This window comes from Photobacterium sp. GJ3, from assembly GCF_018199995.1.
Lineage (GTDB): Bacteria > Pseudomonadota > Gammaproteobacteria > Enterobacterales > Vibrionaceae > Photobacterium.
The window spans coordinates 1,628,555-1,653,729 of the sequence record NZ_CP073579.1 but is presented as its reverse complement, the minus strand read 5'-3'; the positions used below and the strand labels follow the sequence as shown (position 1 = coordinate 1,653,729).

General features: G+C 51.5%; 29 protein-coding genes. 9 read left to right on the top strand and 20 right to left on the bottom strand.

The genetic code is table 11. From position 1 onward, the window contains the following. Positions 1-1,355: 1,355 nt before the first annotated feature. The 4 genes from KDD30_RS24170 to KDD30_RS24155 form a co-directional block, all read right to left on the bottom strand. On the bottom strand, positions 1,356-1,733 hold the full coding sequence (locus tag KDD30_RS24170; RefSeq protein WP_371826112.1) for an endonuclease domain-containing protein: 378 nt from the start codon (positions 1,731-1,733) through the stop codon (positions 1,356-1,358). Beyond that, positions 1,730-2,467, bottom strand: a complete 738-nt coding sequence (locus tag KDD30_RS24165) for an SDR family NAD(P)-dependent oxidoreductase (RefSeq protein ID WP_211651150.1) — start codon at positions 2,465-2,467, stop codon at positions 1,730-1,732. The genes KDD30_RS24170 and KDD30_RS24165 overlap by 4 nt, the downstream gene beginning before the upstream one ends. Before the next feature lie 23 nt (positions 2,468-2,490). Then, complete coding sequence (locus KDD30_RS24160) at positions 2,491-3,213, bottom strand: SIMPL domain-containing protein (protein WP_211651149.1); 723 nt, start codon at positions 3,211-3,213, stop codon at positions 2,491-2,493. Between the two features lie 150 nt (positions 3,214-3,363). Continuing rightward, positions 3,364-4,005, bottom strand: a complete 642-nt coding sequence (locus KDD30_RS24155) for an NAD(P)-dependent oxidoreductase (RefSeq protein ID WP_211651148.1) — start codon at positions 4,003-4,005, stop codon at positions 3,364-3,366. Positions 4,006-4,113: 108 nt separating this feature from the next. On the opposite strand from KDD30_RS24155, the gene KDD30_RS24150 reads away from it, so the two are divergent. Next, positions 4,114-5,019, top strand: a complete 906-nt coding sequence (locus tag KDD30_RS24150) for a LysR family transcriptional regulator (RefSeq protein ID WP_249199393.1) — start codon at positions 4,114-4,116, stop codon at positions 5,017-5,019. Between the two features lie 26 nt (positions 5,020-5,045). Here KDD30_RS24150 and KDD30_RS24145 read toward each other — a convergent pair whose 3' ends face one another. Genes KDD30_RS24145 through KDD30_RS24135 form a run of 3 tightly spaced genes read right to left on the bottom strand, consistent with a single transcriptional unit; the run spans position 5,046 to position 7,972 of the window. Continuing rightward, on the bottom strand, positions 5,046-5,621 hold the full coding sequence (locus tag KDD30_RS24145; RefSeq protein ID WP_211651147.1) for an NAD(P)H-dependent oxidoreductase: 576 nt from the start codon (positions 5,619-5,621) through the stop codon (positions 5,046-5,048). Between the two features lie 46 nt (positions 5,622-5,667). Further along, a complete protein-coding gene (locus tag KDD30_RS24140) occupies positions 5,668-6,033 on the bottom strand; it encodes a MerR family transcriptional regulator (protein WP_211651146.1) in 366 nt (121 codons plus the stop codon). A gap of 58 nt (positions 6,034-6,091) precedes the next feature. Then, positions 6,092-7,972: a sigma-54-dependent Fis family transcriptional regulator gene (locus KDD30_RS24135; RefSeq protein WP_211651145.1), complete on the bottom strand. Its 1,881-nt coding sequence runs from the start codon at positions 7,970-7,972 to the stop codon at positions 6,092-6,094. Positions 7,973-8,247: 275 nt separating this feature from the next. On the opposite strand from KDD30_RS24135, the gene KDD30_RS24130 reads away from it, so the two are divergent. Genes KDD30_RS24130 through KDD30_RS24105 form a run of 6 tightly spaced genes read left to right on the top strand, consistent with a single transcriptional unit; the run spans position 8,248 to position 14,172 of the window. Continuing rightward, positions 8,248-9,339, top strand: coding sequence for an ABC transporter ATP-binding protein (locus KDD30_RS24130; protein WP_211651144.1), 1,092 nt, complete (start codon positions 8,248-8,250; stop codon positions 9,337-9,339). Beyond that, entirely contained in the window at positions 9,339-10,469 is a 1,131-nt protein-coding gene (locus tag KDD30_RS24125) for an ABC transporter ATP-binding protein (protein WP_211651143.1), read from the top strand. The genes KDD30_RS24130 and KDD30_RS24125 overlap by 1 nt, the downstream gene beginning before the upstream one ends. Then, on the top strand, positions 10,453-11,322 hold the full coding sequence (locus tag KDD30_RS24120; protein ID WP_211651142.1) for a carbohydrate ABC transporter permease: 870 nt from the start codon (positions 10,453-10,455) through the stop codon (positions 11,320-11,322). Before KDD30_RS24125 ends, KDD30_RS24120 begins: the two co-directional genes overlap by 17 nt. Positions 11,323-11,324: 2 nt before the next feature. Continuing rightward, on the top strand, positions 11,325-12,125 hold the full coding sequence (locus KDD30_RS24115; RefSeq protein ID WP_211651141.1) for a carbohydrate ABC transporter permease: 801 nt from the start codon (positions 11,325-11,327) through the stop codon (positions 12,123-12,125). A gap of 24 nt (positions 12,126-12,149) precedes the next feature. Beyond that, complete coding sequence (locus KDD30_RS24110; protein WP_211651140.1) at positions 12,150-12,422, top strand: DUF2160 domain-containing protein; 273 nt, start codon at positions 12,150-12,152, stop codon at positions 12,420-12,422. 22 nt (positions 12,423-12,444) lie between these two features. Continuing rightward, positions 12,445-14,172 carry an ABC transporter substrate-binding protein gene (locus KDD30_RS24105; protein WP_211651139.1) on the top strand — a complete coding sequence of 576 codons (1,728 nt, stop codon included), beginning with the start codon at positions 12,445-12,447 and terminating at the stop codon, positions 14,170-14,172. A 194-nt stretch (positions 14,173-14,366) separates the two neighbouring features. Here KDD30_RS24105 and KDD30_RS24100 read toward each other — a convergent pair whose 3' ends face one another. From KDD30_RS24100 to KDD30_RS24085, 4 genes are all read right to left on the bottom strand, one after another. Further along, complete coding sequence (locus KDD30_RS24100; protein WP_211651138.1) at positions 14,367-14,588, bottom strand: VF530 family DNA-binding protein; 222 nt, start codon at positions 14,586-14,588, stop codon at positions 14,367-14,369. A gap of 129 nt (positions 14,589-14,717) precedes the next feature. Beyond that, a complete protein-coding gene (locus KDD30_RS24095) occupies positions 14,718-16,010 on the bottom strand; it encodes a DUF1566 domain-containing protein (RefSeq protein WP_211651137.1) in 1,293 nt (430 codons plus the stop codon). Positions 16,011-16,294: 284 nt separating this feature from the next. Continuing rightward, positions 16,295-16,864, bottom strand: coding sequence for a ribosomal protein S5-alanine N-acetyltransferase (rimJ, locus tag KDD30_RS24090; protein ID WP_211651136.1), 570 nt, complete (start codon positions 16,862-16,864; stop codon positions 16,295-16,297). 32 nt (positions 16,865-16,896) lie between these two features. Then, positions 16,897-17,553, bottom strand: a complete 657-nt coding sequence (locus tag KDD30_RS24085; RefSeq protein WP_211651135.1) for an HAD family phosphatase — start codon at positions 17,551-17,553, stop codon at positions 16,897-16,899. Between the two features lie 131 nt (positions 17,554-17,684). On the opposite strand from KDD30_RS24085, the gene KDD30_RS24080 reads away from it, so the two are divergent. Then, entirely contained in the window at positions 17,685-18,158 is a 474-nt protein-coding gene (locus KDD30_RS24080; protein ID WP_211651134.1) for a peroxiredoxin, read from the top strand. Between the two features lie 43 nt (positions 18,159-18,201). Here KDD30_RS24080 and KDD30_RS24075 read toward each other — a convergent pair whose 3' ends face one another. From KDD30_RS24075 to KDD30_RS24040, 8 genes are all read right to left on the bottom strand, one after another. Beyond that, complete coding sequence (locus KDD30_RS24075; RefSeq protein WP_211651133.1) at positions 18,202-18,741, bottom strand: GNAT family N-acetyltransferase; 540 nt, start codon at positions 18,739-18,741, stop codon at positions 18,202-18,204. After that, positions 18,738-19,190, bottom strand: coding sequence for a GNAT family N-acetyltransferase (locus tag KDD30_RS24070; protein ID WP_211651132.1), 453 nt, complete (start codon positions 19,188-19,190; stop codon positions 18,738-18,740). The genes KDD30_RS24075 and KDD30_RS24070 overlap by 4 nt, the downstream gene beginning before the upstream one ends. Before the next feature lie 10 nt (positions 19,191-19,200). Further along, positions 19,201-19,710 (bottom strand): DUF2867 domain-containing protein, encoded by a 510-nt coding sequence (locus KDD30_RS24065; protein ID WP_211651131.1) that lies wholly within the window; start codon positions 19,708-19,710, stop codon positions 19,201-19,203. A gap of 3 nt (positions 19,711-19,713) precedes the next feature. Continuing rightward, positions 19,714-20,175 (bottom strand): GNAT family N-acetyltransferase, encoded by a 462-nt coding sequence (locus KDD30_RS24060; RefSeq protein ID WP_211651130.1) that lies wholly within the window; start codon positions 20,173-20,175, stop codon positions 19,714-19,716. Positions 20,176-20,177: 2 nt separating this feature from the next. Continuing rightward, on the bottom strand, positions 20,178-20,459 hold the full coding sequence (locus KDD30_RS24055; protein WP_211651129.1) for an alpha/beta hydrolase: 282 nt from the start codon (positions 20,457-20,459) through the stop codon (positions 20,178-20,180). Between the two features lie 26 nt (positions 20,460-20,485). Further along, complete coding sequence (locus tag KDD30_RS24050) at positions 20,486-21,073, bottom strand: hypothetical protein (RefSeq protein WP_211651128.1); 588 nt, start codon at positions 21,071-21,073, stop codon at positions 20,486-20,488. Between the two features lie 14 nt (positions 21,074-21,087). Next, a complete protein-coding gene (locus tag KDD30_RS24045; protein ID WP_211651127.1) occupies positions 21,088-21,462 on the bottom strand; it encodes a nuclear transport factor 2 family protein in 375 nt (124 codons plus the stop codon). A gap of 163 nt (positions 21,463-21,625) precedes the next feature. Further along, positions 21,626-22,000, bottom strand: a complete 375-nt coding sequence (locus tag KDD30_RS24040; protein WP_211651126.1) for a GFA family protein — start codon at positions 21,998-22,000, stop codon at positions 21,626-21,628. A 432-nt stretch (positions 22,001-22,432) separates the two neighbouring features. Here KDD30_RS24040 and KDD30_RS24035 point away from each other — a divergent pair, with 432 nt between their 5' ends. After that, on the top strand, positions 22,433-23,350 hold the full coding sequence (locus KDD30_RS24035) for a LysR substrate-binding domain-containing protein (protein ID WP_211651125.1): 918 nt from the start codon (positions 22,433-22,435) through the stop codon (positions 23,348-23,350). A gap of 84 nt (positions 23,351-23,434) precedes the next feature. Here KDD30_RS24035 and KDD30_RS24030 read toward each other — a convergent pair whose 3' ends face one another. Further along, complete coding sequence (locus KDD30_RS24030) at positions 23,435-24,991, bottom strand: arylsulfatase (RefSeq protein ID WP_211651124.1); 1,557 nt, start codon at positions 24,989-24,991, stop codon at positions 23,435-23,437. Positions 24,992-25,175 lie beyond the last annotated feature (184 nt).

Here is a 25,175-nt window from a genome sequence, read left to right as displayed (position 1 = left end):
CAGCATGCTCGATCTGTCCCTCCCCCTTTTCAAGGGGAGGCTAGGTGGGGGTTATCAAACACCAACGCCAGTTCCGAATCCGTGCGCGCTGTTCGAACCCCACCCTAACCCTCGCCAAGGGGAGGGAATAATCAGTGCTCACAGCAAACGCGATCTGTTCCTCCCATAAGGCGAAGGAAAACACAGCGCTCGCAGCAAACGCGATCTGTCCCTCCCCCTTTTCAAGGGGGAGGCTAGGTGGGGGTTATCAAACACCAGCGCCAGTTCCAAATCTGAGCGCGCTTCACGAACCCCACCCTAACCCTCCCCTTACCAAGGGGAGGGAATAATCAGCGCTCGCAGCAAGCTCGATCAATCCCTCCCCCTTTTCAAGGGGGAGGCTAGGTGGGGGTTATCAAACACCAGCGCCAGTTCCAAATCTGAGCGCGATTCACGAACCCCACCCTAACCCTCGCCAAGGGGAGGGAATAATCAGTGCTCACAACAAACGCGATCTGTTCTTCCCATAAGGCGAAGGAAAACACAGCGCTCGCAGCAAACGCGATCTGTCCCTCCCCCTTTTCAAGGGGGGCTAGGAGGGGGTTATCAAACACCAGCGCCAGTTCCAAATCTGAGCGCGATTCACGAACCCCACCCTAACCCTCCCCTTGCCAAGGGGAGGGAATAATCAGTGCTCGCAGCAAGTTCGATCAATCCCTCCCCCTTTTCAAGGGGAGGCTAGAAGGGGTTATCAAACACCAGCGCCAGTTCCAAATCTGAGCGCTTCACGAACCCCACCCTAACCCTCCCCTTGCCAAGGGGAGGGAATCATCAGCGCTCGCAACAAGTTCGATCAATCCCTCCCCCTTTTCAAGGGGGAGGCTAGGAGGGGGTTATCAAACACCAGCGCCAGTTCCAAATCTGAGCGCGCTTCACGAACCCCACCCTAACCCCTCCCCTTGCCAAGGGGAGGGAATCATTGGTGATCGCAGCATGCTCGATCTGTCCCTCCCCCTTTTCAAGGGGGAGGCTAGGAGGGGGTTATCAAACATCAGCGCCAGTTCCAAATCTGAGCACGCTTCACGAACCCCACCCTAACCCCTCCCATTACCAATGGCGAAAGAAAACTCAATGCTCACAACAAGCTCGATCAATCCCTCCCCCTTTTCAAGGGGGAGGCTAGGTGGGGGTTATCAAACACCAGCGCCAGTTCCAAATCTGAGCGCGCTTCACGAACCCCACCCTAACCCTCCCCTTGCCAATGGCGAAAGAAAACTCAATGCTCACAACAAGCTCGATCAATCCCTCCCCCTTTTCAAGGGGGAGGCTAGGTGGGGTTATCAAACACCAGCGCCAGTTCCAAATCTGAGCGCGCTTCATCGGTGAATCAGCCGATATATCATCTCAACAACTTCGTCTAAATTACACATCACTTCCTGATTCGTAAAACGTAATACCCGAATCCCTAATTCAGCCATCAAGGCATCACGCTTTGCATCGTACTGCAGACCCAGTTCCGAATAATGGCTATGGCTATCGCCATCAATTTCAATCACCAGCTTTGTATCCGGGCAATAGAAATCCACAATATATCGGCCAATACCATGCTGACGACGAAACTTCACGCCAAGCTGATGACAACGCAGTTTTCTCCAGAGACGCCGCTCAGGTTCAGTCAAATGAGTACGTAATTGGGAACGAAAGCTTTTATTTTCAGTGGCATTAAATACCGGCAACTCACAGATTCCATTCAACTTAAACTCAATCCGCCATCCACGACCAGTGTATGCCCCACGATATAGCTGGCTTTGTCGGACAAAAGAAACAGGATGGCTTCAACCACCTCAGCAGATTCAGCATAGCGTTTGATTGGTACAACCGCAGACACCTCTGTCCGGGTGCCGGGCACGGCTGCTTCCCGGGCTTCCCAGCGGGCTGTCCAGGTCACCCCTGGCGCGACAGCATTGATGCGAATTCCCTGCTGAATCGCCTCCAGTGCAACCGATCGGGTTAAGCCTTCAATGGCATGTTTTGCAGCGCTGTACATCGCAGCGTTGGGGGTTGGACGCAATCCATTCACAGAACTGAGATTCACAATCGCAGCCCCGGACTGCATGAGTTGAAGCTCCAGTTGTAAACACACGGCCTGTGCCCAGAAATCCTGCTCAAGTGTTTCGCGCAGCGCTGAAGGGGCAACTTCAGAAAATTGTCCGCGGGAAGCCAGTTCAGGCGACGCATTATTCACCGCCAGATCCAGCTTGCCGTATGTCTCTTGAATATGTGCAAACAAGCGATTCAACTGCGAGTCATCGCCAATATCCACCGCATGATAATCCACAGAACTGAGTTGCGGATACCGCGCAACCTGTTGCTGCCAGACGGATTCCCGTCTTGAACAGGTAATGACCTGATAATCTTCTGCCACCAAACGCAACACTGTTTCGAGTCCGATTCCCTGGCTGCCACCGGTGACCAATGCTGTTTTCATCTTTCCTCCTTGGATTCAATGACTCAATCCGACAAATAATATTCGACGGTTGAAACGACTCTGATTTTCTTAATATGCGGATTATTTTTATCGCGCGCACTGATTGAAAACTGTCCCTGCGACGCTTTGCGGATTTTGCCGAGTGTGCTGTCGGAGTCCGATGCAAATTTTTGTGCCACTTCACGGGCGTTGGTCGTGGCTTCTTCAATCATGCCGGGCTTAATCTCGTTCAGACGGGTAAAGAGATATTCAGTCTGCGTCTGATACGCATCACCGGTAAAGACAATCCCCTGTTTCCCTAGTTCTGACAGGGATCCCATCACAGCCCGGACATTTTCAATCTCGCTGGAATAAACGGTCACGGTTTGAAACGCCGTATATCGGTAAGCCACCTGAGCCTCGTTGCCATATTGCTGAGCCGATTTATCGGTGATCGCCGGGGTAGAGACAGAGATTTCATTCGCGCCGATGCCATTGCTGCGAAGATAAGCACGAATTTGCGACGTCTGTCCGTCCAGCATCTGATACAGCTCCCCCAGATCATTGCTGGCAACGTTAAACTGAATCGGCCAGATCACAATATCCGCCAGAAACTCCCGTTCAGACAATCCTTTTACCGTCACACTACGATCGAATTGTTTATAAGCCAGTGCTGCATGCCCCAGCAAATATCCTAAACATGCCAACCCGAGAAAAATAAAAACCCCGAGCAGCGCGAGCCCGATTTTGTCCTGTTGTTTTTGCATGCCAATTCCCTATATGAATCGTGTCCTCAAACAATGGCTTATTTTTCCATGCAGATGAAATATAGGTGAAAAATCATGACCATGAACGATGAAAACCCAAAAACGCAGCCGAAGCTGCGTTTTTTCCATCCAAAGGCAGGGACGACGGGATCAGGCGTAAGCCAGCGTGAAGCGTTGATTCATATTCACAGGGGCTTCCAGCTCATCAATCATGGCTTTTGCGTAGTCTTCAACTGAAATCTGGCTGTTGCCTGCCGCGTCCGTGAGCAACTGATCGGTACCCAGCTGATACTGGCCGGTCCGCTCGCCCGGTGCAATCATCGCCGCCGGAGACAACATGGTCCAGTTCACGCCCTGCTGGGCACGCAGTGCATTCAGCGCATATCTGGCCCCTTCGGCTGTGGCTTTGTATTCCACCGGAAACTCTGGCGTATCAATCAGTTGTACACCGGGTGCGACTTCCAGAGAGCCCGCGCCACCAACAACCATCAGGCGATTGGCCTCTGCAGCTTGTGCTGCCGCCAGAATGCTGTCGAAACCCTGAGCAAAGTAACCGGCGACATCCGTTTGTGCGTGCCCGGAAAATGCGCTCAGTACGGCATCGTAACCTGCCAGTTGCGCTGTCAGTGCCTGGGTATCCTGCACATCGGCTTTCTGAATCGTCAGGCCGGGTTGTGTTGCCAGGCGCTCTGGACGACTGACCAGTGCCGTCACCTGATGACCACGGCTCAGTGCTTCTTCTCGCAGTGCTGAACCAATAAAACCACTTGCGCCAATGATTGCAATGTTCATGATGTTGTCCTCGATTGTTTTCGTTGATGGACACATTGTGCGATGAAAGATTGATTTGAAAAATACGCCGTTGGATAATTCACTGTTATTGATTCCATAACAGTCAGCATGATGAGCCACACACTTGATCTCAATACCCTGCCCTTATTCATTGCCACCGTTGAGGCAGGATCATTTACGGCTGCGGCCGAGAAACTGGGCTGTACGAAAACCAAGATCAGCCTGAATATCAAAGCGCTGGAAGCCCATCTGGGTTCTGCGCTGTTTAACCGGACCACGCGTCAGGTCACGCTGACGGAAGCGGGTCAGCAGCTCTATCTGGCCTGCCAGCCATTGCTGACAAAGCTGGACGAAACACTCAGCGAAGCCAGTACCAGTGCGCAAACTCTGTCTGGCACCCTGCGGATCACGGCGCCAGTAGATCATATGGCACTGATGCTGGCTCCCGCTGTGGCCGCTTTTTCAAAACGACATCCAAAGCTCACGGTTGAGCTGCGGGGCGGCGATAAGGTGTCGGACATGGTGCGCGATGGGATTGATTTAGCCATTCGGATGGGATGGCTGAAAGATTCCAGCCTTCGGGCGCAGAAACTGGGCGAGTTTGAGCAGCGTGTGATGGCTTCTGCCGGATATATACAGGAAATGGGCAGACCACAGCATCCGAGCGAACTGAAACATCATCGCTGGATTGAGTTTTCGCCCCTGCCAAGCGCGCTGACCTGGACGTTCACCCGGGCAGACGAACAGGTTCAGGTTCAGATGCAAAGTCATGTTCGGGTCGACAACACCAGTGCCATGCGCAGCCTGATCAAAAGTAACGCGGGATTGTCGGTGATTGCGACCCATTTCGGCGAAAACGATCCGGAATTAGTGCCCTTGTTCACCGACTGGCAATTACCCAGAGGCGGGATTTACGCCGTCTTCCCGCCGGGTGCATTTATTCCGGCGAAAGTCAGAACCTTTGTTGAATTTTACCGGAGATGGCTGACCGAAAAGATGTCAGCCCATGTGTAAATTCCATCCGGTGTCTCACAGCATCGCTACAGCCCCAGCCGCCCAAGTGCTTGAATGTCTTTCAGCCATAATTGCCGCTGGGTTTCTGTCGACAGGATCACCGACCCCAGCAAAGTGGTTTCGGCAGGGCTGACCCCGCAAAACTGAAGCGTAAAACGGTCAAGCTGGGCCAGCACAGGTTCAGCCTGTTCGGCCAGCATTTCGGCAGGGGCATCCATCGTCAGAATGATCCGGGCCGTTTTCCCTTTCAGTAACGGCACCGGCTCCGGGTTATCGCCTTCAAACTGAAAAGCAAATCCCGGCAAGAAGGTTCGATCAATGAAGCCTTTCAATTTAGCGGGTAATCCACCCCACCAGATCGGTGACACAATCACGATATGTTCAGCCCACCGCAGGGATTCCTGGAAATGCGAAAGGCAGGGTTCTAACGGCTGAACTGCATCGTAACCCGCATCAAGGCTGGGGGTGAAATGCATCTCAGACAGGTTCAGACGACGCACACTCGCGTGCTCTCTTGCTTCAATCTCATATGCATCAGCAAGAGACTTTGCAAAGCTTTCCGCTTTCGGATTGGCATTCAGTAACAGAATTTTTTTGCTCATGATATTTCCTTGTTATCCAAGATCAATCATGAGTGTAAAGTCTGCCCTATAGGACAGAGTCAAGCCCCTGAGGACAAGTATGGATCGTTGCAAGGCATTGCTCGACCTGCTGAATTTGCGCATTCAGTCGCTGGCGTTCTGCCATCAGCTCACCCCGGACGTCCTTTAAAAACTGATGAATGCGCGCCCAGTCCACCACACCATGCTGATACCGGATCACACCTTTCAGGCGATTCAGAGTCACCCCCAGTTGTTTGGCTTCTGCGATCAACTGCAAGACCTCAATATCCGTTTCAGCATAGGTCCGGTATCGGTTCACCCGAGGTAAGGTACGAATCAGGCCCATCTCCTCATAAAGCCGGATCGCTTTAGCGGATAATCCAGTGCGTTGAGAAACTTCTCCGATGTACATCGACTTCTTCCGTGTTGAGTAACAACGTATTGTCACACATCTGCGCGCAATGACAACATCACCCGTCATGCCACAAGCCAAGCTGTTTCAATCGTTTATACACGGTGTTCCGGCTGACGCCCATGGCTTCGGCGGTTTTGCTGACATTACGTCCCAGCGCTTTGTACACTTTGGGCAAAGCGACCTGCCAGTCATCTTCCAGCAGATCAGATTCGAGCAGGTCTGCCTCTCTGGTGATGCCTTTGAGATCCCAGAAAAAGTCATCCGGTAAATGTTCCGGCTGGATTCGTTGATCGCCGGCAAGCACCACGGCCACGCGCAACACATTGAACAGTTGCCGGATATTCCCCGGCCAGAGGTGGGACAGAAACAGCTGCATCACTTCTTCGCTGACATCCCCTTTCAGTCCGTTGTCAGCCAGTTCTGCCAGCACCGCCTCAACCACTTTCGGCAAATCTTGCCGGTCTTTAAGCGGTGGTAAGCTCACAGTGAGACCATTCATCCGGTAATACAGATCTTCACGGAACTGTCTGCGCTGAATGGCTTCCCGTAACGGCTGATGCGTGGCACACACCAGACGAAAATCCACCGGGTAGCGCTCGCTGCTTCCCAGTGGGGTCACACATTTATCCTGCAGGACCCGCAGCAGTCTGGCCTGAGTTGAAAGGGGCATGTCACCGATTTCGTCCAGAAACAAAGTGCCCTGATCCGCGCGACGAATCAGGCCGATACTGCCTTTCGGACTGGCACCGGTGAACGCACCTTTGACATAGCCGAAGAGTTCCGCTTCCACCAGCTCGGAGGGGATTGCCGCACAATTCACGGCAACCAGCTCAGCATCATGACGTGCAGATGACGCATGAAATGCACGGACAAAAATTTCTTTGCCCACGCCGGTTTCCCCCTGAATCAGCAGCGGAATATCACTGTGGACCACACGTAAGGCCTGATCCACAGCGCGAGCCATGTGTTTATCGCCGGTGTCTAAATCGGTGAGTACACGCGCATCGCCAGAAGGAAGCGTCGTGGGCCCTGGCGCTGTGACCATGGGTAAAGTAGCCGTCTCACCGGAGACGTGCGGTGCAATGATCCGGGCAAACAACGGGATGGCTTCCGGCCCTTTCACGGTCATCACTTCTGCGGCTTGCCAGGCCAGCAGCGTTGCCAGTGGCTGGCCGGTGACCGTCTCAATCGGCAGGCCCTGAAGTGACTGTCCCAGTAATGCATTGGCTCGCTGGTTCGACACCAGAATCTGTCCCTGCGCATTAAAAACCAGTAACCCTGCCCACTGGCTGTCCAGATTATCAGGACTCGTATTCAGCATCAGTTGCCAGAAATGCTGCTGATAAGCGGCTGAAATCATCTGATTTTCAATGGCCTGTGCCATGACTTTGGCCATACCGTGCACCAGGGTGGTCGGCAGATACGCGTCACTGGACACATTCAGCACCCCGACCAAGCGTCGGTTGGCATCAAAAATCGGCGAAGCAGAGGCACTCATCATCCGGTTCACCGCCAGGAAGTGTTCATCACACTGTACATCTGAGATCGCCTGCGTTTGCAGCACCGTTCCAATGGCATTGGTCCCGACGGCTTTCTCCTGCCAGCAGGCCCCCGGGGTCAGTAATTCAGCCGGAAGCTGCTGACAGAACGGCGGAGCACCCCATCGTTCCAGCAGATACCCCTGCGAATCCGTCAGTAAAACCAGACTGTTACTGTTATGGAGCATTCGCTGGTACATGGGCAGCACTTTATCCCGTGTGACCGAGACCATCTGCTGAGACTGCGCCATCCGCTGCTGCCATTGTTCCGAGCTGAGCCGGGTCACCACAGGTGCCTGTTCGCAGTCCAGCCCATAACCCCGGCAACGTTGCCATGAATCCGCAACCCGGCTTATCTGTCCGGCTTTTCCATTGAGACTCGCTTTATCTTCCTGCATGACTGATCCCAGAACTGATCCCAGAACTGACTCCTGAAAAATCGCCACCGCACAGCGGCTTACACACCGGTAGAGGACCTGATGAACGTTGCTGAATGTTCAGACTCACTGAACATTTCACAACAGCAGAACCCAATGCCGGTCTCTGAATTCGGGCAGCACGCTGATAAATATTCGGAAAATCATCAGGATACCGACCCGGCACAAATGTTAAATAATTGTGGCACAAGTTTAGCAACTTCGTTAACAGGTTAATTTCAGGAGCCCGATAACACATGTCGCTCAAATTGGATCAGGTCACCCGCATCGTCGACGGCAGTCATTGGATCAAAAACGCCAGCCTGACGCTGGAGCCCGGCTCATTCAATGTCCTGTTGGGCAGAACTCTGGCCGGTAAAACCAGCCTGATGCGGTTAATGGCAGGGCTGGATCGTCCAACGCAGGGCCACATCTATTTCAATGGCCAAGAAGTCACCGGCGTTCCGGTTCGAGAACGCAATGTGTCGATGGTCTATCAGCAATTTATCAACTATCCCAATCTGACGGTTTACGACAACATTGCCTCCCCGCTGAAACTGGGCAAACTGCCTCAGGCTGAGATCGATGCGCGTGTCCGCCAGACCGCTGAAATGCTGCATATCGAACCTTTTCTGAAACGGTATCCGCTGGAACTGTCGGGCGGTCAGCAGCAACGCACAGCCATGGCCAGAGCATTGGTCAAAGATGCAGACATCATTTTGTTCGATGAGCCTCTGGTGAATCTGGACTATAAACTGCGCGAAGAATTACGGCAGGAAATGCGCGAACTGTTCGCCGCAAGGAACACCATCGCAGTGTATGCGACGACTGAACCCAACGAGGCGCTGGCACTGGGTGGCAATGTGGTGCTGATGCATGAGGGAGAGATCATTCAGTCGGGCCATACGCCGGTTGTCTATCACAATCCGGCCAGCGTCACCTGTGCTGAACTCTTTGGTGAACCGCCGATCAATCTGATTCAGGGACGGGTCAGCCAGAGCACGGTGTCGTTTTCCGACCAGATTCATTTTGCCCTGAACGACGATCTGGGCGACCTCGCGCCCGGTGATTACATCTTTGGGATTCGCCCCAACCACCTGACGCTGGTGCCCGGACATGACGACGATCTGGAGCTGGCCGTGACGGTCGAGCTGGCTGAAATCAGCGGCAGCGAAACCTTTCTGCATGTTTCCAACCGCGACATGAGCATGGTGCTGCATTTATCTGGCGTCCATGAATACGCCGTCGATGCCCGTATCAGCATCTATGTCCCCACCCACAAGCTCTATGTCTTTTCGCAGGCGCGCCAGTTAATCCAGACTGCGCGTTCCGACTGGGAGAAACGCTGATGGCTGAAATACGTCTCGAATCTCTGGCGCACAGCTATACCGCCACGCCCACCGGCGATGATGACTATGCGATCCGCCGGATGAACCATGTCTGGACGGATGGCGGCGCTTTTGCGTTACTCGGGCCATCCGGCTGCGGTAAAAGTACCATGCTGAATATCATCTCCGGACTGCTGTCGCCTTCAGAAGGCCAGGTCAAATTCAATGGGAAAACGGTCAATCAGCTACCGCCGCAGGATCGTAACATCGCGCAGGTTTTTCAGTTCCCCGTGATCTACGACACCATGACGGTCTTCGACAATCTGGCCTTCCCGCTGCGCAATATGAAAACGCCGGAGGCGCTAATCCGCATCAAAGTTCACGAAATTGCAGACATTCTGGAGCTGACCCCGGTTCTGGACCGCAAGGCCCGTAACCTCAATGCCGACGAGAAGCAGAAAGTCTCAATGGGACGTGGTCTGGTACGGGATGATGTGTCTGCCATTCTGTTTGATGAACCCCTGACGGTGATCGACCCGCATCTGAAATGGAAATTGCGCCGCAAGCTCAAGCAGATCCACGAACAGTTCAATATCACCATGGTTTACGTGACCCATGATCAGCTTGAAGCTGCCACCTTTGCAGATCAGATCGCGGTGATGTACGAAGGTCGGATCGTTCAGTTCGGCACACCCCGTGAGCTGTTTGAGCGGCCCAACCATACCTTCGTCGGCTATTTCATCGGCAGTCCCGGCATGAACCTGTTACCGGTTGAACGGGACAGTGACTCACTCAGTCTGAAATTCAAAGGGTTGAGTATCCCGCTGTCTGCCCACCAGCGGGAAGCGCTTCACCAATCGCAATCAGCCAATCTCAAACTGGGCATCCGTCCAGAGTTTATTCAGCTCTGGGAATCGGAACGGAATCTGAGCTATCCCGTGACCATCACCCACACCGAAGATCTGGGCACTTACAAAATTGTTACGGCCATGCTGGCCGATACGCCGATCAAAATCCGTCTGGCTGAAGGGGCTTCCGTGCCCGAATCACAAGGCTGGGTGACCTTCCCGGCCCAGTGGCTGAAACTCTATATCGACGAATATCTGATTGATGACCAGGCTCCGGGAGGCACCCATGCAGCAAAAAACTGAAAATAACCGCGCCTGGTGGCTGGTTGTCCCGGTATTCCTGCTGGTCGCCTTTTCAGCCATTGTCCCGCTGATGACCGTCGTCAATTACTCCATTCAGGATATTTTCGACCAGAATACCGCTTATTTTGTCGGCACCGAGTGGTATCGGGAAATTCTCAATGATTCCCGCCTGCATGATTCCTTACTGCGCCAGTTCATCTATTCGGCCTGTGTGCTGCTGATTGAAATTCCGCTGGGTATTCTGGTTGCACTGACCATGCCAGCCCGAGGGATAAAAGCGTCACTGGTGCTGATTGTGCTGGCGATTCCGCTGCTGATCCCCTGGAATGTGGTCGGGACAATCTGGCAGATTTTTGGCCGGGCCGATATCGGCCTGCTGGGCTGGTTTCTCAATCACATCGGGGTGGATTACAACTATGCCTCCGACCCGGTGGATGCCTGGATTACTGTGCTGGTCATGGATGTGTGGCACTGGACATCGCTGGTTGCCCTGCTCTGTTATTCCGGCCTCAGAGCCATCCCGGATGTCTATTATCAGGCAGCCAAAATCGACCGGGCTTCCAGCTGGGCGGTCTTCCGCTACATTCAGTTACCCAAGCTGAAAAATGTCCTGCTGATTGGCGTACTGCTGCGTTTTATGGACAGCTTCATGATTTATACCGAGCCTTTTGTGCTCACGGGCGGCGGGCCGGGTAACGCGACTACTTTTCTGTCGCAGGCACTCACCAAAATGGCTGTCGGTCAGTTTGACCTGGGACCAGCCGCGGCATTTTCCATTATTTACTTCCTGATCATTTTACTGGTGAGCTGGCTGTTCTACACCGTCATGACCACCATGGATAAGGAGAAATAACCATGCAGACACGCAAAACCATCGGGCTGCTGCTCTATATTCTGTTTCTCCTGCTGCCGATTTACTGGCTGTTGATGATGTCGTTTAAAACCAATGAGGAGATTCTGGGCGGACTCTCTTTCTGGCCACAGCATTTTACATTCGATAATTATGCGGTGATCTTCACCGATCCGTCCTGGTACAGCGGTTATCTGAACTCGCTGACCTATGTGTCGATGAATACGCTGATTTCATTATTCGTGGCTTTACCTGCAGCCTATGCGTTTTCCCGTTATCGCTTTATCGGCGACAAACACATGTTTTTCTGGCTGCTGACCAATCGGATGGCGCCACCCGCGGTTTTTCTGCTGCCCTTTTTCCAGCTTTATTCTTCGGTCGGGTTATTCGATACCCATATCGCCGTGGCACTGGCGCACTGCCTGTTCAACGTACCATTGGCCGTGTGGATTCTGGAGGGCTTCATGTCTGGTGTCCCCAAAGAGATTGATGAAACCGCCTATATTGATGGTTACAGTTTTCCGCGTTTCTTCGTTCGGATCTTCCTGCCGATGATCCGTTCCGGCATCGGGGTAACGGCGTTCTTCTGTTTCATGTTCAGTTGGGTCGAACTCTTACTGGCCCGAACGCTGACCTCGGTAAACGCAAAGCCGATTGTCGCCACCATGACCCGGACGGTCAGTGCTTCCGGCATTGACTGGGGGGTGCTGGCCGCAGCCGGTATTCTGACCATTATTCCCGGATTGCTGGTGATCTGGTTTGTCCGGAACCATGTTGCCAAAGGCTTCGCCCTGGGCCGTGTTTAGACCTCACACGAGAAGGAGAACCGCATGAAGTGGATGGCTTGGACACTCCCCAGTGCGCTGTTTTTTATATCTATCGCGGGTCTGTTACTGACCATGACGGTATTTGAAATTCTGAAACCCTGTGTAGAACGCAAAGGCTTTCTGCCGATCCACACAACACGGGGCGATCGCCTGTTTATCGGCCTGCTCAGCAGTGCTTATATTCATCTGATTTTCATCGGCATGACCGACTTGTCCATCTGGATACCGTTTACGTTATCCGTCTTGTGGCTGGCGATTGTGCTTCGTTGGGGATAACACAAGTCGAAGGAGTTCAATCATGAACCGGAAACACCCTGTACCTGCACCAACGACCCTGGGGCTGATCATTACCCTGCTGCTGGCTCCGGCCGCGTGGGCGGATCAATACAGTGATGCCGCAGATAAATGGGTCAAAGATGAGTTTGCCCAATCGTCACTCAGTCAGTCCGATCAGCTCAAAGAGCTGGCCTGGTTTACTGAGGCTGCGAAACCTTTTCGCGGCATGACGATCAAAGTCGTCTCAGAAACCATCACCACCCATGAATATGAATCTAAAGTACTGGCAAAAGCCTTTGAGGAAATCACAGGCATCAAAGTCACGCACGATCTGATTCAGGAAGGGGACGTCGTTGAAAAGCTGCAAACCGAAATGCAGTCGAACCGGAGTATCTATGATGCTTATATCAATGACTCCGATTTGATCGGCACCCATTTCCGCTACGGGAAGGTCATCCCGATCAGTGATTACATCCAGGGCGAAGGGAAAGACGTCACCCTGCCGACGCTGGATCTGGACGATTTCATTGGTCTGAGTTTCACCACCGGGCCGGATGGCAAAGTGTATCAGTTACCGGATCAGCAATTCGCCAACCTGTACTGGTTCCGTGCCGACTGGTTTGAACGCAACGATCTGAAAAAACAATTCAAAGATCTGTATGGCTATGATCTCGGGGTGCCGGTCAACTGGTCGGCTTATGAAGATATTGCCGAGTTCTTCACCGAACATGTGAAAGAAATCGACGGCCAGCGGGTTTACGGCCATATGGACTACGGGAAAAAAGATCCGTCTCTGGGCTGGCGATTCACGGATGCCTGGTTCTCCATGGCGGGTGCCGGGGACAAAGGGCTGCCAAACGGGAAACCGGTCGACGAATGGGGCATTCGGGTCGATGGCTGTCGTCCGGTCGGTTCCAGCGTTGAACGGGGAGGTGCAACCAACGGACCAGCGGCCGTTTATGCGACCACCAAATACGTGGACTGGCTCCGCAAATACGCCCCGCCAGAAGCCCAGGGCATGACCTTCTCGGAAGCAGGTCCGGTGCCGGCACAGGGCAATATCGCGCAGCAGATTTTCTGGTACACCGCCTTTACTGCCGATATGACAAAACCCGGGCTGGCCGTCGTGAATCCGGATGGCACGCCAAAATGGCGGATGGCACCGTCCCCGAAAGGACCGTACTGGGAAGAAGGCATGAAGCTGGGCTATCAGGATACCGGGGCATGGACACTGATGAAGTCGACTGATCCGAAACGTCGGATGGCGGCCTGGCTGTATGCGCAGTTCACGGTCTCGAAAACAGTGTCGCTGAAGAAAACGCTGGTGGGTCTGACCCCGATCCGGGAGTCTGATCTGAATACCGACATCATGACGGAAGCCGCGCCCAAACTCGGCGGACTGGTAGAATTTTACCGCAGCCCTGCCCGTGTTCAGTGGACACCAACCGGCACCAATGTTCCGGATTACCCGAAACTGGCGCAATTGTGGTGGCAGTACATTGCAGAAGCGGCCAACGGCGAGAAAACCCCGCAACAGGCACTGGATGGTCTGGCCACAGCACAGGATCGGGTCTTACAACGCCTGGAACGTGCCAATGTTCAGGGTGAATGTGGTCCGAAACTCAACGAACCGAGAGATGCAGCTTACTGGCTGTCTCAGCCCGGCGCACCCAAGGCCAAACTCGACAACGAGAAGCCGAAAGGTGTCACCATTCAGTACGCAGAGCTGCTGAAATCCTGGCAGCAATAGCCGTCAAAACAAGCCTAAACACAGGGGAGGCGATTGCCTCCCTTCCAAAAAAAACGATTGAAATCAACGAAGTGTATGTCACGATCATTGCCCGCCAGTAAAGGGGGACAATCAGCGATTGATTGAGCTGCTCTCAATTCATCCCCAAACCAAAATTTGAGTCTGCGCACGGGAAGCGAAGGCCTCGAATAAACTTATTCGCTGAAGGCGGACAGGTAAAGCTTTTCGACTTTGGCTCTGGCCCAGGGCGTCCTTCTTAAGAACTTCAGTGACGACTTGATCGACGGGTCGTTTTTGAAGCAGTTAATATCAATTTCGCACGCCAGAATCGTCCAGCCATAATGTTCGACCAGCCGGGTCAGAATTTTTTCGAGGGTCATGCCATGCAGCGGATTATTGGGTTGTTCATGATTCATGAGCTGTGTACTTCAGATTGTCAGAGAGTATTAGGCACCGAGTATACAGGAGCTCGCCTGCGCACCAAAACAGACAACACCAAACAAGGCCAGACATCCCCTGCCGAAAATCGAGTGACCGGGCACCATTCAGCCAACGTTCCGGACACAACGCACCTGATTCTTACCCCGGAGAATCTCCCCGCTTGCCCCCAGAAAGTTAAAGGGCCCCGCCCCCAGATTGAACACGCCAATCCCGGCGGCATGGCGCACATCCAGTTTCTGATGACTCCGCTGCGCGCCCGCTCCGTGTGCATCCAGCAGATTCAGCGACAAAAAGCTCAAGGCTCTGCCAAACGCGAGATAGGTTCCGCGCGTGCCACGATTGTGCTGATCCACATGCGTGGTGGAAGCCCAGTAATATCCCCAGTCAGGCAGTCCGGCCTCATTCAGGATGGCGGTTGAATGAAACAACACATCAATCGCAGCGTCGCCATCTGTATCCGGCGAGCGGGTATAGTCGACCAGACTCTGTAACTCTTTCACATTCGGCATGCGCCAATCCGTTTGCCCTGCTGTGGTTGCAGATTCACAGATTTCAATCGCGTGGTCCCAGTCGCGGCTGCTGTGATCGTTTTGCTCCCACATCAGCCCGGTGGCCTGGTCCGTGATCGTTCCATTGCCATTGTCGAAAAAGCTGTTCTGTCCGTACAGCGTATTCCCGGTAACACAGCGCACGTAGAATTTTGTCCGCGCGGCCGGATAACCGTTGATCCGTCCGGTAAGATAATTGACGCCAAACAGGGTGGCGTCACCATGCATCGTGGTCGACACGTAAAGCGTCCCGGTCGCATAGGACGCATCCATCCATCGTTCTCCGGCACGGACACCAAAGGCCCTGTCGAACTCAGGCGCGAGAAAAGGCGTCAATCCTGTGGGTTCAGTGCCCAAAGCTGTGCTGGCGTCTTTCCCGCTGAATAACATCAGTGAATAGGCTTCTTTGACGTTTGGCAGCCGCCAGCGGTACCCCCCCAGCCTGAGCGTCTGGCAATAATGAACCGCGGCTGACTGCGACAACAGGTCGTCCTCATCGACCGAGCCACTGCGATTCACGTCCGTACTTTGGGTCCAGCGCAGCCCGGTCACATTGTCCAGTACGGTCCGGCCATCGCTGCTGGTGGTATAGCTTGGCTGGTTTCCCTGATAATCCGCATCATACCCGGCACCAGCGCATCGGATTTCCGCCCCGGTTTCCGAGTGATAACAACGACTCTGGTCCGTATCGACAATCGGATAGGCGTAAGTGGTTTGCCAGACCACTGTGTTGGTATTCGTCGATTCAGGCACAACAGGCTGATAATCCGCATTACAGCCGCTCAGCAGCATCGCCAAGAACACACCATGCCGGAAGACCTCAGTTTTCCAAAGATTGAAAGCACACATCTTCTGATCTCTATCTATGTTGACATCGGCAGTGACGTGAACCCATCAAAATACAGCACCCTCATTGCGTTCACAGCATGCCGGAATCCCGCTTCACACAGATTCATTATGTGCATGCGAACGCATTGAAGTGCGTCAATCAAAGTCAAACGTTGCGTTTTACGAAGCGACCTCACATTCCCTTAAGGAATACTTGATCAGGAATCAAAGCGTGAATCACCTGAAAATCCAGCCGGGCTGGCTCAACACTCACTTCATATCCCTGCATGACTGCACCAGCAATCTCACACGATATTCATACCAACGGGCGAACCGCTCAGATCCTCTCTGATCTTGGACGTCAGAATATGATCTTCCCACTGACCTGCAATCTTTAGGTATCTTTTGGCATGACCTTCTCTTTCAAAGCCGAGTTTCTCCAAAACATATCCGCTGCGGGTATTCCCGGGCATATAATTTGCCATCACCCGATTTAACCCGACAACATCAAACATATAGCGAATACCTGCCGTCAGAATTTCCTGCATCAACCCTTGCCCCTGATATTTTCGGGCAATGGAATATCCTAAAAAACACGCCTGAAATGCACCGCGGGAAACCCCTGTAAAATTACACACACCAATCACTTCTGTCCGTGCATGATTCAGCGCAACAAAACGGTACGCTTCGCCAGCCTCAAAAGCAGATTGCGCTTCCGCGAGCTGGGTTTGCCAGTTCGCCAGTGTCAGATAATCGTCATTCCGGACAGGTTCCCAAGGTGCCAGGTGCGCCTGATTGTCGATGTAATAAGCCAGCAGTAACGCGGCATCTTCTACCGGTAAAATTTCCAGAACGGTTCTGTGCGTTTTCAGCATATTGTTTCCTTTCTGGTTTATGGTGTATCCGTTTACAGCTGAACCGGCATCAAATCGTCATAGTTCTGAATGACTTGCAGCGCCTGCGAGAAATCATTCTGACCATTAAAGTCATGAGCGAAAGCAATCACATCACATCCGCTCTGAATCCCTGCAAGGACGCCCGCGCTGGAATCCTCGAAAACAACCGCAGCAGTAGCGGGAAGCGCTAATTGATGCAAAGCTAACGTATAGGCTTGTGGATCTGGCTTATGTTTAGAAACATCTTCCTGCGTAATCACCACATCAAACAAATGATTGATTGCGAGATCCTCAAGAATTTGCTCGACCATCCAGGAAGCGGCTGAACTGACAATGGCACAGGGCTTACCTGCCGCCCTTAATGACTCGATATATCGCAAAGCACCTGAGTTCAGAGAAACTTGGTCTGAGAGCAAAGCTTCATAATAAGTTCTGAAATGCAGGTTAAATTCGGAAAGAGAAGGAGAAATCCCCGCATGCTGGAAGAAGTAGCCGGTCACAGTCTCCCAATTTTCTCCCATCACAGCTTTGTAAATGTTCTGATCGACGGTCACACCGTAATCTTTGCAAGCCATCGAGAGGGCCTGAGCTTTCAAAGGCTCGGAATTCACCAAGGTACCATCCAGGTCAAACAGATAAGCCTGATATTCCTTCATCGCATCTTTCATTTGATGTATCCAACATTGAAACCAATTAATATCGCGATTGATAATAACCTGAAACCCTTATGTTTTCTCAGTGTTTATTCTGTCCAATACCGACTAGACTGAATTGAATCTCAACCATGAAGGAAACAACAATGATTCAACAAGGCCAGAAACTGCCGGAAGCGACCCTGAGCGAACTAACCCAAGATGGCATGGTTCACCATGACGTTTCAGCACTGTTCGCTGGAAAAAAAGCGGTGCTGTTTGCGGTTCCGGGTGCATTTACGCCAACCTGTTCTGAAGCTCACCTGCCCGGTTATGTGGTACTTGCCGACCAGATGAAAGCCAAAGGTGTGGATCTGATTGCCTGCGTCTCGGTGAACGATGCATTTGTGATGCAAGCCTGGGGCGAAGCGCAAAATGCTTCTGAAATCCTGATGCTGGCCGACGGTGACGGCAGCTTCACCAAAGCATTGGGTCTGGAAATGGATACAGCCACATTCGGTGGCCTGCGCTCACAGCGCTACGCCATGATCATCGACAACGGTGTGGTGACTCAACTGAATGTTGAAGTGCCAAAAGAATTTGAAGTCAGTAAAGCAGAAACCATTCTGGAACTGCTGTAATTCAGCCTCTGACCAAAACGGAAGCAAGCGCTTCCGTTTTTTCTCAACGCAACGGTAACTCAAAGAAAATCATCCTTTGTGTTTTTCCATTCAGTGTCACGGTATCCCGACAGATCTTCGTCTGGACAAATCCCGATTTCTCCAGGACCGCAATAGATGGCAAATTATTCAGGGTCGTTTTCGCGATGAGTTGATTCAGTTTCAGTTCTTGTCTGGCCAACGTCACAAGACAGGCAATGGCTTTTGACATCAGCCCCTGACCTGCCACAGCCTGCCCGACCCGATATCCGACTTCTGCTCGGGTTGCAGACAGATCATATAAATTTACCCGACCAACGATCCGGCCCTGATTTTCCAGCACAAAAAAATAATATCGCCCCAATGCTTGCTCTAACAGCTGCGCTTCAATCTCAGTGCGAAACGTGGAAAGCTGCCGATAGCTCTCCGGGCGGGGAGGCACAGATTGCTCAAACCAAACCCGGTTTTCCTGCTCAAAATCAAAGAGCGCCTCAATATGCTTTCGCTGCAGTGTTGACAGAGTCACAGCAGAATTCTCTGACAGACGCGCGTTCTCAATGATCACGCCTTTCCTTCCAAATCCGTGATTGAAAAGTGATGACTGGCAATATGAAAGCCCTCACGCAGATAAAACCGGTGCGCCGGGAAACGCTGAACACCGGAGTCCAGATGCAATTGCTGGCATCCCTGTGCCCGGCCATAATCTTTCAGCCATTGTAGCAAGCACTCACCGACGCCTTTGCTGCGATGCTGCTGGTCGGTCACCAGATCATCGACATAAATTGCCTTGCCCCAAGCCAGTTTTTCCGTCACAACAAATCCGGCAACACCCATGACTTGTTCGGCTGACTTCACATAGATCACCTGATAGCCCTGCGCCATTTGCTGTGTGATTTGCGCCAGCAAAGACGCGGAATTATATTGCGGGCGTAATTGCAGCAACACATTCAGAACACCCTGAATATCCGGGTGGGTTTCGAGTTGCATTGTTTTCTCTAAAATCGATACTTCCATGACGTTCTCTTTAAGGTTTCGGCATCGCACCTGGCAACTGCTTTAATGAACTGGGCACGATCAGGCGATGCATAGGGGTGACAAAAAGCATATAGAGTTTACCTAACCTATTTTTCACGTGGACGACAGTGGTCACATGAAGGATCGCCTGCGCGCCATCTGGCTCAACATAAAATGACACACGCACGTTCAGATGTTTATCAAGATCTTCCACAATCACTTCCTGATGGGACATGGCGTGAATCGAAAAGATCCCGACCCGGTCTCCAATCTGATAGGCCGACAAGGGTTTATCGCGGTCAATATCGCCAAGTTCCCCCAAATTTTTCAGGCCCACGAAACCCACCACCTGATTTCTGATCTTCATCAGCAAATTCACCCAGGCAGGCGTCGTTCGTGCCACCGTGAAAAAGATTTCTAAAGCAGACTGTCCCTGATAGGGCACACGCTGCGTGTGACAATCATAAAAAGATGCATCCTGAATCAACGGGAGAATGCCGGACTGGCTCGGAATCTTCATGCTTTATCTCCTGAGCTCTGCCAGCACCATGGTGACCCGGTCAATCCCTTCACCAAAGCCATTGCGCACCACTTCAGTGATTTCAAATCCGAACCGGGCGTAGAAACCCTGCGTATGCTGAGAAGTCTCAATCTGCACGCGCGGGGAGCACTGCTGGTCGCGAATCAAATCGAGCCGGTATTGCGCGAGTAACGATCCAACGCCTGTTCCATGATGCGCCCTGTGTACCATGCCCCAGCATAAATAACTGACACCCTGAACATCACTCACCCCGCCACAGCCAATCAGCTGCCCGGCTTTGATCACCACATAATAAGGCACCTGTAAGGCAAAGCTATCCAGAAACGCAGCGAATTCTTCGTATTCCGAGGCGTCAAAATAAACCGCGGCATTGCTCTGAAACACGGCCAGACAATCTGATTTATCCTGTGCGGTATAGGGCCTGATTTTAATTGTCTCTGTCATCTTTATTTCCCTTCCAGCCAGTGACGGATATCGCGAACGACTTGCCCGGCCTGACTTTCCCCTTGCGGGTCCCGGAAGCCATGATCCAGGTCGGGGTAAATTGTTGCCATCAGATTGGGTTTCGATAATTTGAGCGTGTCTGTCATCGCCGAGAATGCCGCCGGATCCACCTGCGTATCCTTCGCGCCCTGCATCAGAAGTACAGGCACATCAATCGCGGATAACAGTTGCTGCTGATCCAGCGTGAACATGGTTTTCCACCACAGGAAGCCGTGTCCACTCATCGTCAGGTCCATGGCATCACTCTGTATCACCTGACTGGCAAATTGCCGGAACCCGGCTTCAGCTTCCGGATAAGCCTCGGGGGCATCTGAGATTTCATATTAAACAACACGTCATCAAGGAAAAAGCGGCCACCGCCGTTCAGCGCAATCACATGAGAAATCAGGTCCGTTTCCTGAGCCAGCATCTGGGCAACCAAAGCCCCTTCACTGCCACCAAGCACCACGATACGCTGATAACCTTGCGCTGCGTGGATCGTCTGAAGGACTTTCAGGTAATCCCGGACCCGCTGCTCCGGGGAGTCATACCTGAGGTAAGCCGCCGGGCAATCCTGACGTTCCGGGTTCTGGTTCCAAGGCAATTGCGCATTGATGCCATACTTTTCAACCGTCAGAATGTCTGCCTGCGCCATCACCTGACTAAACAGACGATTGATGTTGTCATTGTGAGCCACACTGTTGCAATCCGAGCCCTGCATCAGGATCAGCAATGCGTCATCTGTACCTTTTTTCAGGTAATACGTGATTTCAGAACCGTCCTCCCGGGTGATCGGTTCCGAGGCATGAATCCCCAGTGAAACACTGGATAGCCAGCAAAACATCAGTAACTTTTTCATCGCCCCTCCAAAGTTCAGGCAATCATGCTGGCGTGTGCTGCTTTCACTTGCAGCTTGCCGTTTTTCTTCAGCCAGATCCGGGTAAAACGAAAACAGCCATTCGCAGGCTGGCCATCATACTGTCCGTTGATGTCGGCTTTGAGACTCACGATTGCAAATGTCCCGATCTGCCGAATCAACTCTTCTGAGGTTTCAATCGAATCAATATTGACCAGGCCGGAAATATGCGCGGATAAGTCATGATCACGGGTTAACCTTTGCCCCAGATGATTGGTGAAAATCAGATCCTCAGCGAGTAAAACTGAGAGTTGATCTGTGTCTGAACTCAGCATCGCTTGTTTGAGTTGTGCTTCTGCATGTCTGACTTCATTAATGAAGTGACTGTCCATAGTGCTTCCTTTCGTTTTATTCTGATTTCATGTCACGACATGTCATTGCTTTCACATGTTCAGGCTACATCTGAATGAAATTCAGTGTATTTGCCGATTCAAGACGCCCTCCCTATGATTTCCCGCCTGCGCAGGAATGCCAAAAAAAGACGATACAAGTCAGTCACCGATCGGACGGATGATTCACGCCATCATTGATTTTGACCGGTTCCAGTTCGTAAGGATTGACACCTTCCAGACAAGCAACATTGATGGCGAACTGATGGGGATTTGAGCGACGCTGATGATGGGTGTAGATACCGCAGGTTTTGCAGAAATAATGTTTGGCGGTCATGGTATTGAACTGATAAAGCGTCAGGTTTTCTTCTCCTTTGACGACCTTCAGGTTTTCCAGCAGGACCGATGCTGCAATTGCCCCGCGCTTGCGACACATCGAGCAAGTGCAACGACGCGGGTCTTCCAGACCATGGGGCATTTTCAATTCAAGTTCCACGGCACCACAATGGCAACTCGCCTTGTGAATTGGTTTGATGTCCATTCCCTTCTCCTGTTGACAGCGATTCAGCAACTCCCTGAAATTTCAGTCATCTTAATGTTTTATGCATCCAGATTCATCTGCTGTCATACCTTGATGTCCGATTCTGTGCAATTACGCAATAAGTTGCGCAATATTTTGTAATTATCCTCTTGCGTCATCCCGTTCAAAAGCCTCGGTCTGTTCAGGCAGAACATCCAATATTGCAACTTCCAGTATCATGCCGCTTTCCTTCCATTGTTGTTCACAGATTTCGTCTGAAAACCTAACACAAACAATCCCGTAGAGATTCAGATTTTTTCAGTTCGCTGAGTGCTCATGAAAACGGCAAAAACATCCGAGATAAAGATGGCAGCCCTTGTCAGGGTTTTGGTAATCTTATCCGTTCATGGCTCTGCATGAACCAGAGCTTCCTTCGATCTCACTGTCGTTCACATGAAAAATATCGAAACGAAATGGTTGCAGGATTTCCTGACCCTGGCCGAACTGCGTAATTTTTCGCATGCGGCTGCTGTTCGCAATGTCACTCAGCCCGCCTTCAGTCGCCGGATTAAATCCCTTGAAACCGAACTGGGCCTGAATCTAATCGATCGGGGAAAAACGCCGATTGAACTGACGCTGCATGGAAAACAGTTTAAAACCACGGCCCAATCCATCCTGCAGCAACTGGATGATGAAGTAAACCGCCTGTCTGGTAGTTCATTTCTGGGCCGGCATACCGTTCGGATCAGTTCCTCGCATTCCATGGCGATCAGTGTCTTACCGAAACTGCATGCCTGCCTGTTTAACCCGGCATTGAATACCCAGCTTTCAGTGGTAGCCAATGAAGTTGACGAAGCGGTGAAACTCCTGATTGATGGCAAATGCGATTTTCTGTTTTCATTTTATGAAGACCGGCTGCAGGTGGCCCCTTACCGATCCATCCATTTAGGACGCAGTTATCTGTATTGCGTCTCTGCGGTGGACGAACATGGCAAACCGCTGTTTGACCCGGCCGAAAATGAAGCCGTGCCCTGCCTGGATTACACACCGGAGAGTTACATGGGACGGGCATTGCAGCGGTCTAACCGGACGCTGACGCACAACACCGTGTGTACCTCATCCATGACGGACTTCATCAAAGCGTTGGTGATGCAGGGCAAAGGGATCAGCTGGCTGCCGGATTATGCGATCAAAGAGGAACTGGCCGCAGGTCGTTTGCAGATCTTATCTGCCCGAGAGCCTATCCCGCTGGATTTATACGTGTATCGCTACCATTCCCGGCTGCATGCAACCTGCGAGGCCATCTGGAGTGCGATGAGTAAGATGAGCCCGATTGATGGGTTATTGAGCCGGGAATCACAACCTCATTAACTTCTGCACCATCGGCCAAAAAAGGAGGCGCAATCAAAAATTGCGCCTTCTAACATGAAACTGTTTCGTTTCAGTTCAATTAGCTTAATGATTCTGTGATTCAGATAGCTTTCGCATGACTTCATCCAGATTAAATGACGCAGGTTTTTGTCTGGGTGGAAACTCTTTAAATGTTTCCAGGAACTGAGCCACATACTGCTGCGCAGGCACTAGCAAAAACGCATGACGGAGTACCCACTCATAATATGTATTTGAAGTAATATCTGCCGATTCATAGGGATCAGCACGCAAATTAAAGATCTTCGGCAAACGTAGCGGGATGAAAGGTTCAGCCCAGACCCTTAAAGTGCCCGGAACGCGTTGCTCCATAAAGACAATTTTCCAGCTTTCAAACCGCATTGCCACCAGTTGACCATCATCATTAAAATAGAAAAAATCTTTTCGTGGCGACTTTTCTTCTTTACCGGTCAGATAAGGAAGCTGATTATAACCATCTAAGTGTACTTTGAACGTCTCACCATTGGCTTTCATCCCTTTGAGCAGTTTGTCTTTCACATCGGCGTCACCTGCAGCTGCAAGCAAAGTCGGTAACCAGTCCAGTCCACTGATGATCTCATTTGAAACCTGATTCGCTTTGATTTTCCCAGGCCAGCGAATCATCGCAGGGACACGGAATGCACCTTCCCAATTGGTGTTTTTCTCACTCCGGAATGGACTCAAACCACCATCTGGCCAGGTATTTTTATGCGGGCCGTTATCCGTTGTATAAATGACGATGGTGTTATCAGCAATGTTCATTTCATCCAGTTTGTCGAGCAAAATACCCACATGGCTGTCATGTTCGATCATACCATCTGCATATTCAGTTCTGGCGTTAAGTCCCGGTTTATCACGATTCGCCTCTTTCACATGAGTATATAAATGCATTCGTGTTGCATTCCACCAAACGAAAAACGGCTTTTCATCTTTCACTGACTTTTCCATAAATTGGATTGCAGCATCTAAGGTTTCTTCATCCACGGTTTCCATACGTTTTCTTGATAAAGGACCGGTATCTTCAATTTTGCCGTCAGCCGTGGAATGAATGACACCACGAGGGCTATATTTTTTCCTGAATGCTTCATCTTGAGGGTAGTTAAAATTTTCAGGTTCTTCTTCTGCATTCAAGTGATAGAGGTTACCAAAGAATTCATCAAATCCATGACTTGTTGGCAAAAACTCATCCCGATCACCCAAGTGGTTTTTACCAAACTGACCCGTGGCGTAACCGAGAGGCTTCAGCAGTTCCGCAATGGTCGGGTCTTCTTTCTGCAACCCTAAATCAGCGCCCGGCAAACCGACTTTGGACAAACCGGTCCGATAAGTCGATTGCCCGGTTATAAATGTTGAGCGACCTGCAGTACAACTCTGTTCAGCATAATAATCTGTAAAGATCATGCCTTCCGAAGCAATTCGGTCAATGTTCGGGGTGCGATACCCCACTACTCCCATCGAATATGCGGAGACATTCGTCTGCCCGATATCATCTCCGAATATGACAAGAATGTTGGGTTTGTCTGTTGCAGCAGAGGCACCCACTGAAACCGATGCAATAACCAGCAACAAAATAAAATACAGCCACCTAAAATGATTCGTATTCATTCTGATTCCTTCCTTCATTCATGAAAACCTGTTCAACAAACATACTTTCATATTGCGTATCAGGTCATGCCTGTAGCTCCAGTTTAGACCAGTTCAAAGTACTTGCTTTCTCGATGTCTCCACACAGATAAGCACCCGTTGATCAGTCGGCATGCATAAAAAACACAACGTGTTCTGGCATGTT

Excerpts from the sequence above, each read along its gene's own strand:
- KDD30_RS24165 (WP_211651150.1), bottom strand. The coding sequence starts at position 2,467 with ATGAAAACAGCATTGGTCACCGGTGGCAGCCAGGGAATCGGACTCGAA.
- KDD30_RS24160 (WP_211651149.1), bottom strand. The coding sequence starts at position 3,213 with ATGCAAAAACAACAGGACAAAATCGGGCTCGCGCTGCTCGGGGTTTTT.
- KDD30_RS24155 (WP_211651148.1), bottom strand. The coding sequence starts at position 4,005 with ATGAACATTGCAATCATTGGCGCAAGTGGTTTTATTGGTTCAGCACTG.
- KDD30_RS24150 (WP_249199393.1), top strand. The coding sequence starts at position 4,114 with ATGATGAGCCACACACTTGATCTCAATACCCTGCCCTTATTCATTGCC.
- KDD30_RS24145 (WP_211651147.1), bottom strand. The coding sequence starts at position 5,621 with ATGAGCAAAAAAATTCTGTTACTGAATGCCAATCCGAAAGCGGAAAGC.
- KDD30_RS24140 (WP_211651146.1), bottom strand. The coding sequence starts at position 6,033 with ATGTACATCGGAGAAGTTTCTCAACGCACTGGATTATCCGCTAAAGCG.
- KDD30_RS24135 (WP_211651145.1), bottom strand. The coding sequence starts at position 7,972 with ATGCAGGAAGATAAAGCGAGTCTCAATGGAAAAGCCGGACAGATAAGC.
- KDD30_RS24130 (WP_211651144.1), top strand. The coding sequence starts at position 8,248 with ATGTCGCTCAAATTGGATCAGGTCACCCGCATCGTCGACGGCAGTCAT.
- KDD30_RS24125 (WP_211651143.1), top strand. The coding sequence starts at position 9,339 with ATGGCTGAAATACGTCTCGAATCTCTGGCGCACAGCTATACCGCCACG.
- KDD30_RS24120 (WP_211651142.1), top strand. The coding sequence starts at position 10,453 with ATGCAGCAAAAAACTGAAAATAACCGCGCCTGGTGGCTGGTTGTCCCG.
- KDD30_RS24115 (WP_211651141.1), top strand. The coding sequence starts at position 11,325 with ATGCAGACACGCAAAACCATCGGGCTGCTGCTCTATATTCTGTTTCTC.
- KDD30_RS24110 (WP_211651140.1), top strand. The coding sequence starts at position 12,150 with ATGAAGTGGATGGCTTGGACACTCCCCAGTGCGCTGTTTTTTATATCT.
- KDD30_RS24105 (WP_211651139.1), top strand. The coding sequence starts at position 12,445 with ATGAACCGGAAACACCCTGTACCTGCACCAACGACCCTGGGGCTGATC.
- KDD30_RS24100 (WP_211651138.1), bottom strand. The coding sequence starts at position 14,588 with ATGAATCATGAACAACCCAATAATCCGCTGCATGGCATGACCCTCGAA.
- KDD30_RS24095 (WP_211651137.1), bottom strand. The coding sequence starts at position 16,010 with ATGTGTGCTTTCAATCTTTGGAAAACTGAGGTCTTCCGGCATGGTGTG.
- rimJ (WP_211651136.1), bottom strand. The coding sequence starts at position 16,864 with ATGCTGAAAACGCACAGAACCGTTCTGGAAATTTTACCGGTAGAAGAT.
- KDD30_RS24085 (WP_211651135.1), bottom strand. The coding sequence starts at position 17,553 with ATGAAAGATGCGATGAAGGAATATCAGGCTTATCTGTTTGACCTGGAT.
- KDD30_RS24080 (WP_211651134.1), top strand. The coding sequence starts at position 17,685 with ATGATTCAACAAGGCCAGAAACTGCCGGAAGCGACCCTGAGCGAACTA.
- KDD30_RS24070 (WP_211651132.1), bottom strand. The coding sequence starts at position 19,190 with ATGGAAGTATCGATTTTAGAGAAAACAATGCAACTCGAAACCCACCCG.
- KDD30_RS24065 (WP_211651131.1), bottom strand. The coding sequence starts at position 19,710 with ATGAAGATTCCGAGCCAGTCCGGCATTCTCCCGTTGATTCAGGATGCA.
- KDD30_RS24060 (WP_211651130.1), bottom strand. The coding sequence starts at position 20,175 with ATGACAGAGACAATTAAAATCAGGCCCTATACCGCACAGGATAAATCA.
- KDD30_RS24055 (WP_211651129.1), bottom strand. The coding sequence starts at position 20,459 with ATGAGTGGACACGGCTTCCTGTGGTGGAAAACCATGTTCACGCTGGAT.
- KDD30_RS24050 (WP_211651128.1), bottom strand. The coding sequence starts at position 21,073 with ATGAAAAAGTTACTGATGTTTTGCTGGCTATCCAGTGTTTCACTGGGG.
- KDD30_RS24045 (WP_211651127.1), bottom strand. The coding sequence starts at position 21,462 with ATGGACAGTCACTTCATTAATGAAGTCAGACATGCAGAAGCACAACTC.
- KDD30_RS24040 (WP_211651126.1), bottom strand. The coding sequence starts at position 22,000 with ATGGACATCAAACCAATTCACAAGGCGAGTTGCCATTGTGGTGCCGTG.
- KDD30_RS24035 (WP_211651125.1), top strand. The coding sequence starts at position 22,433 with ATGAAAAATATCGAAACGAAATGGTTGCAGGATTTCCTGACCCTGGCC.
- KDD30_RS24030 (WP_211651124.1), bottom strand. The coding sequence starts at position 24,991 with ATGAATACGAATCATTTTAGGTGGCTGTATTTTATTTTGTTGCTGGTT.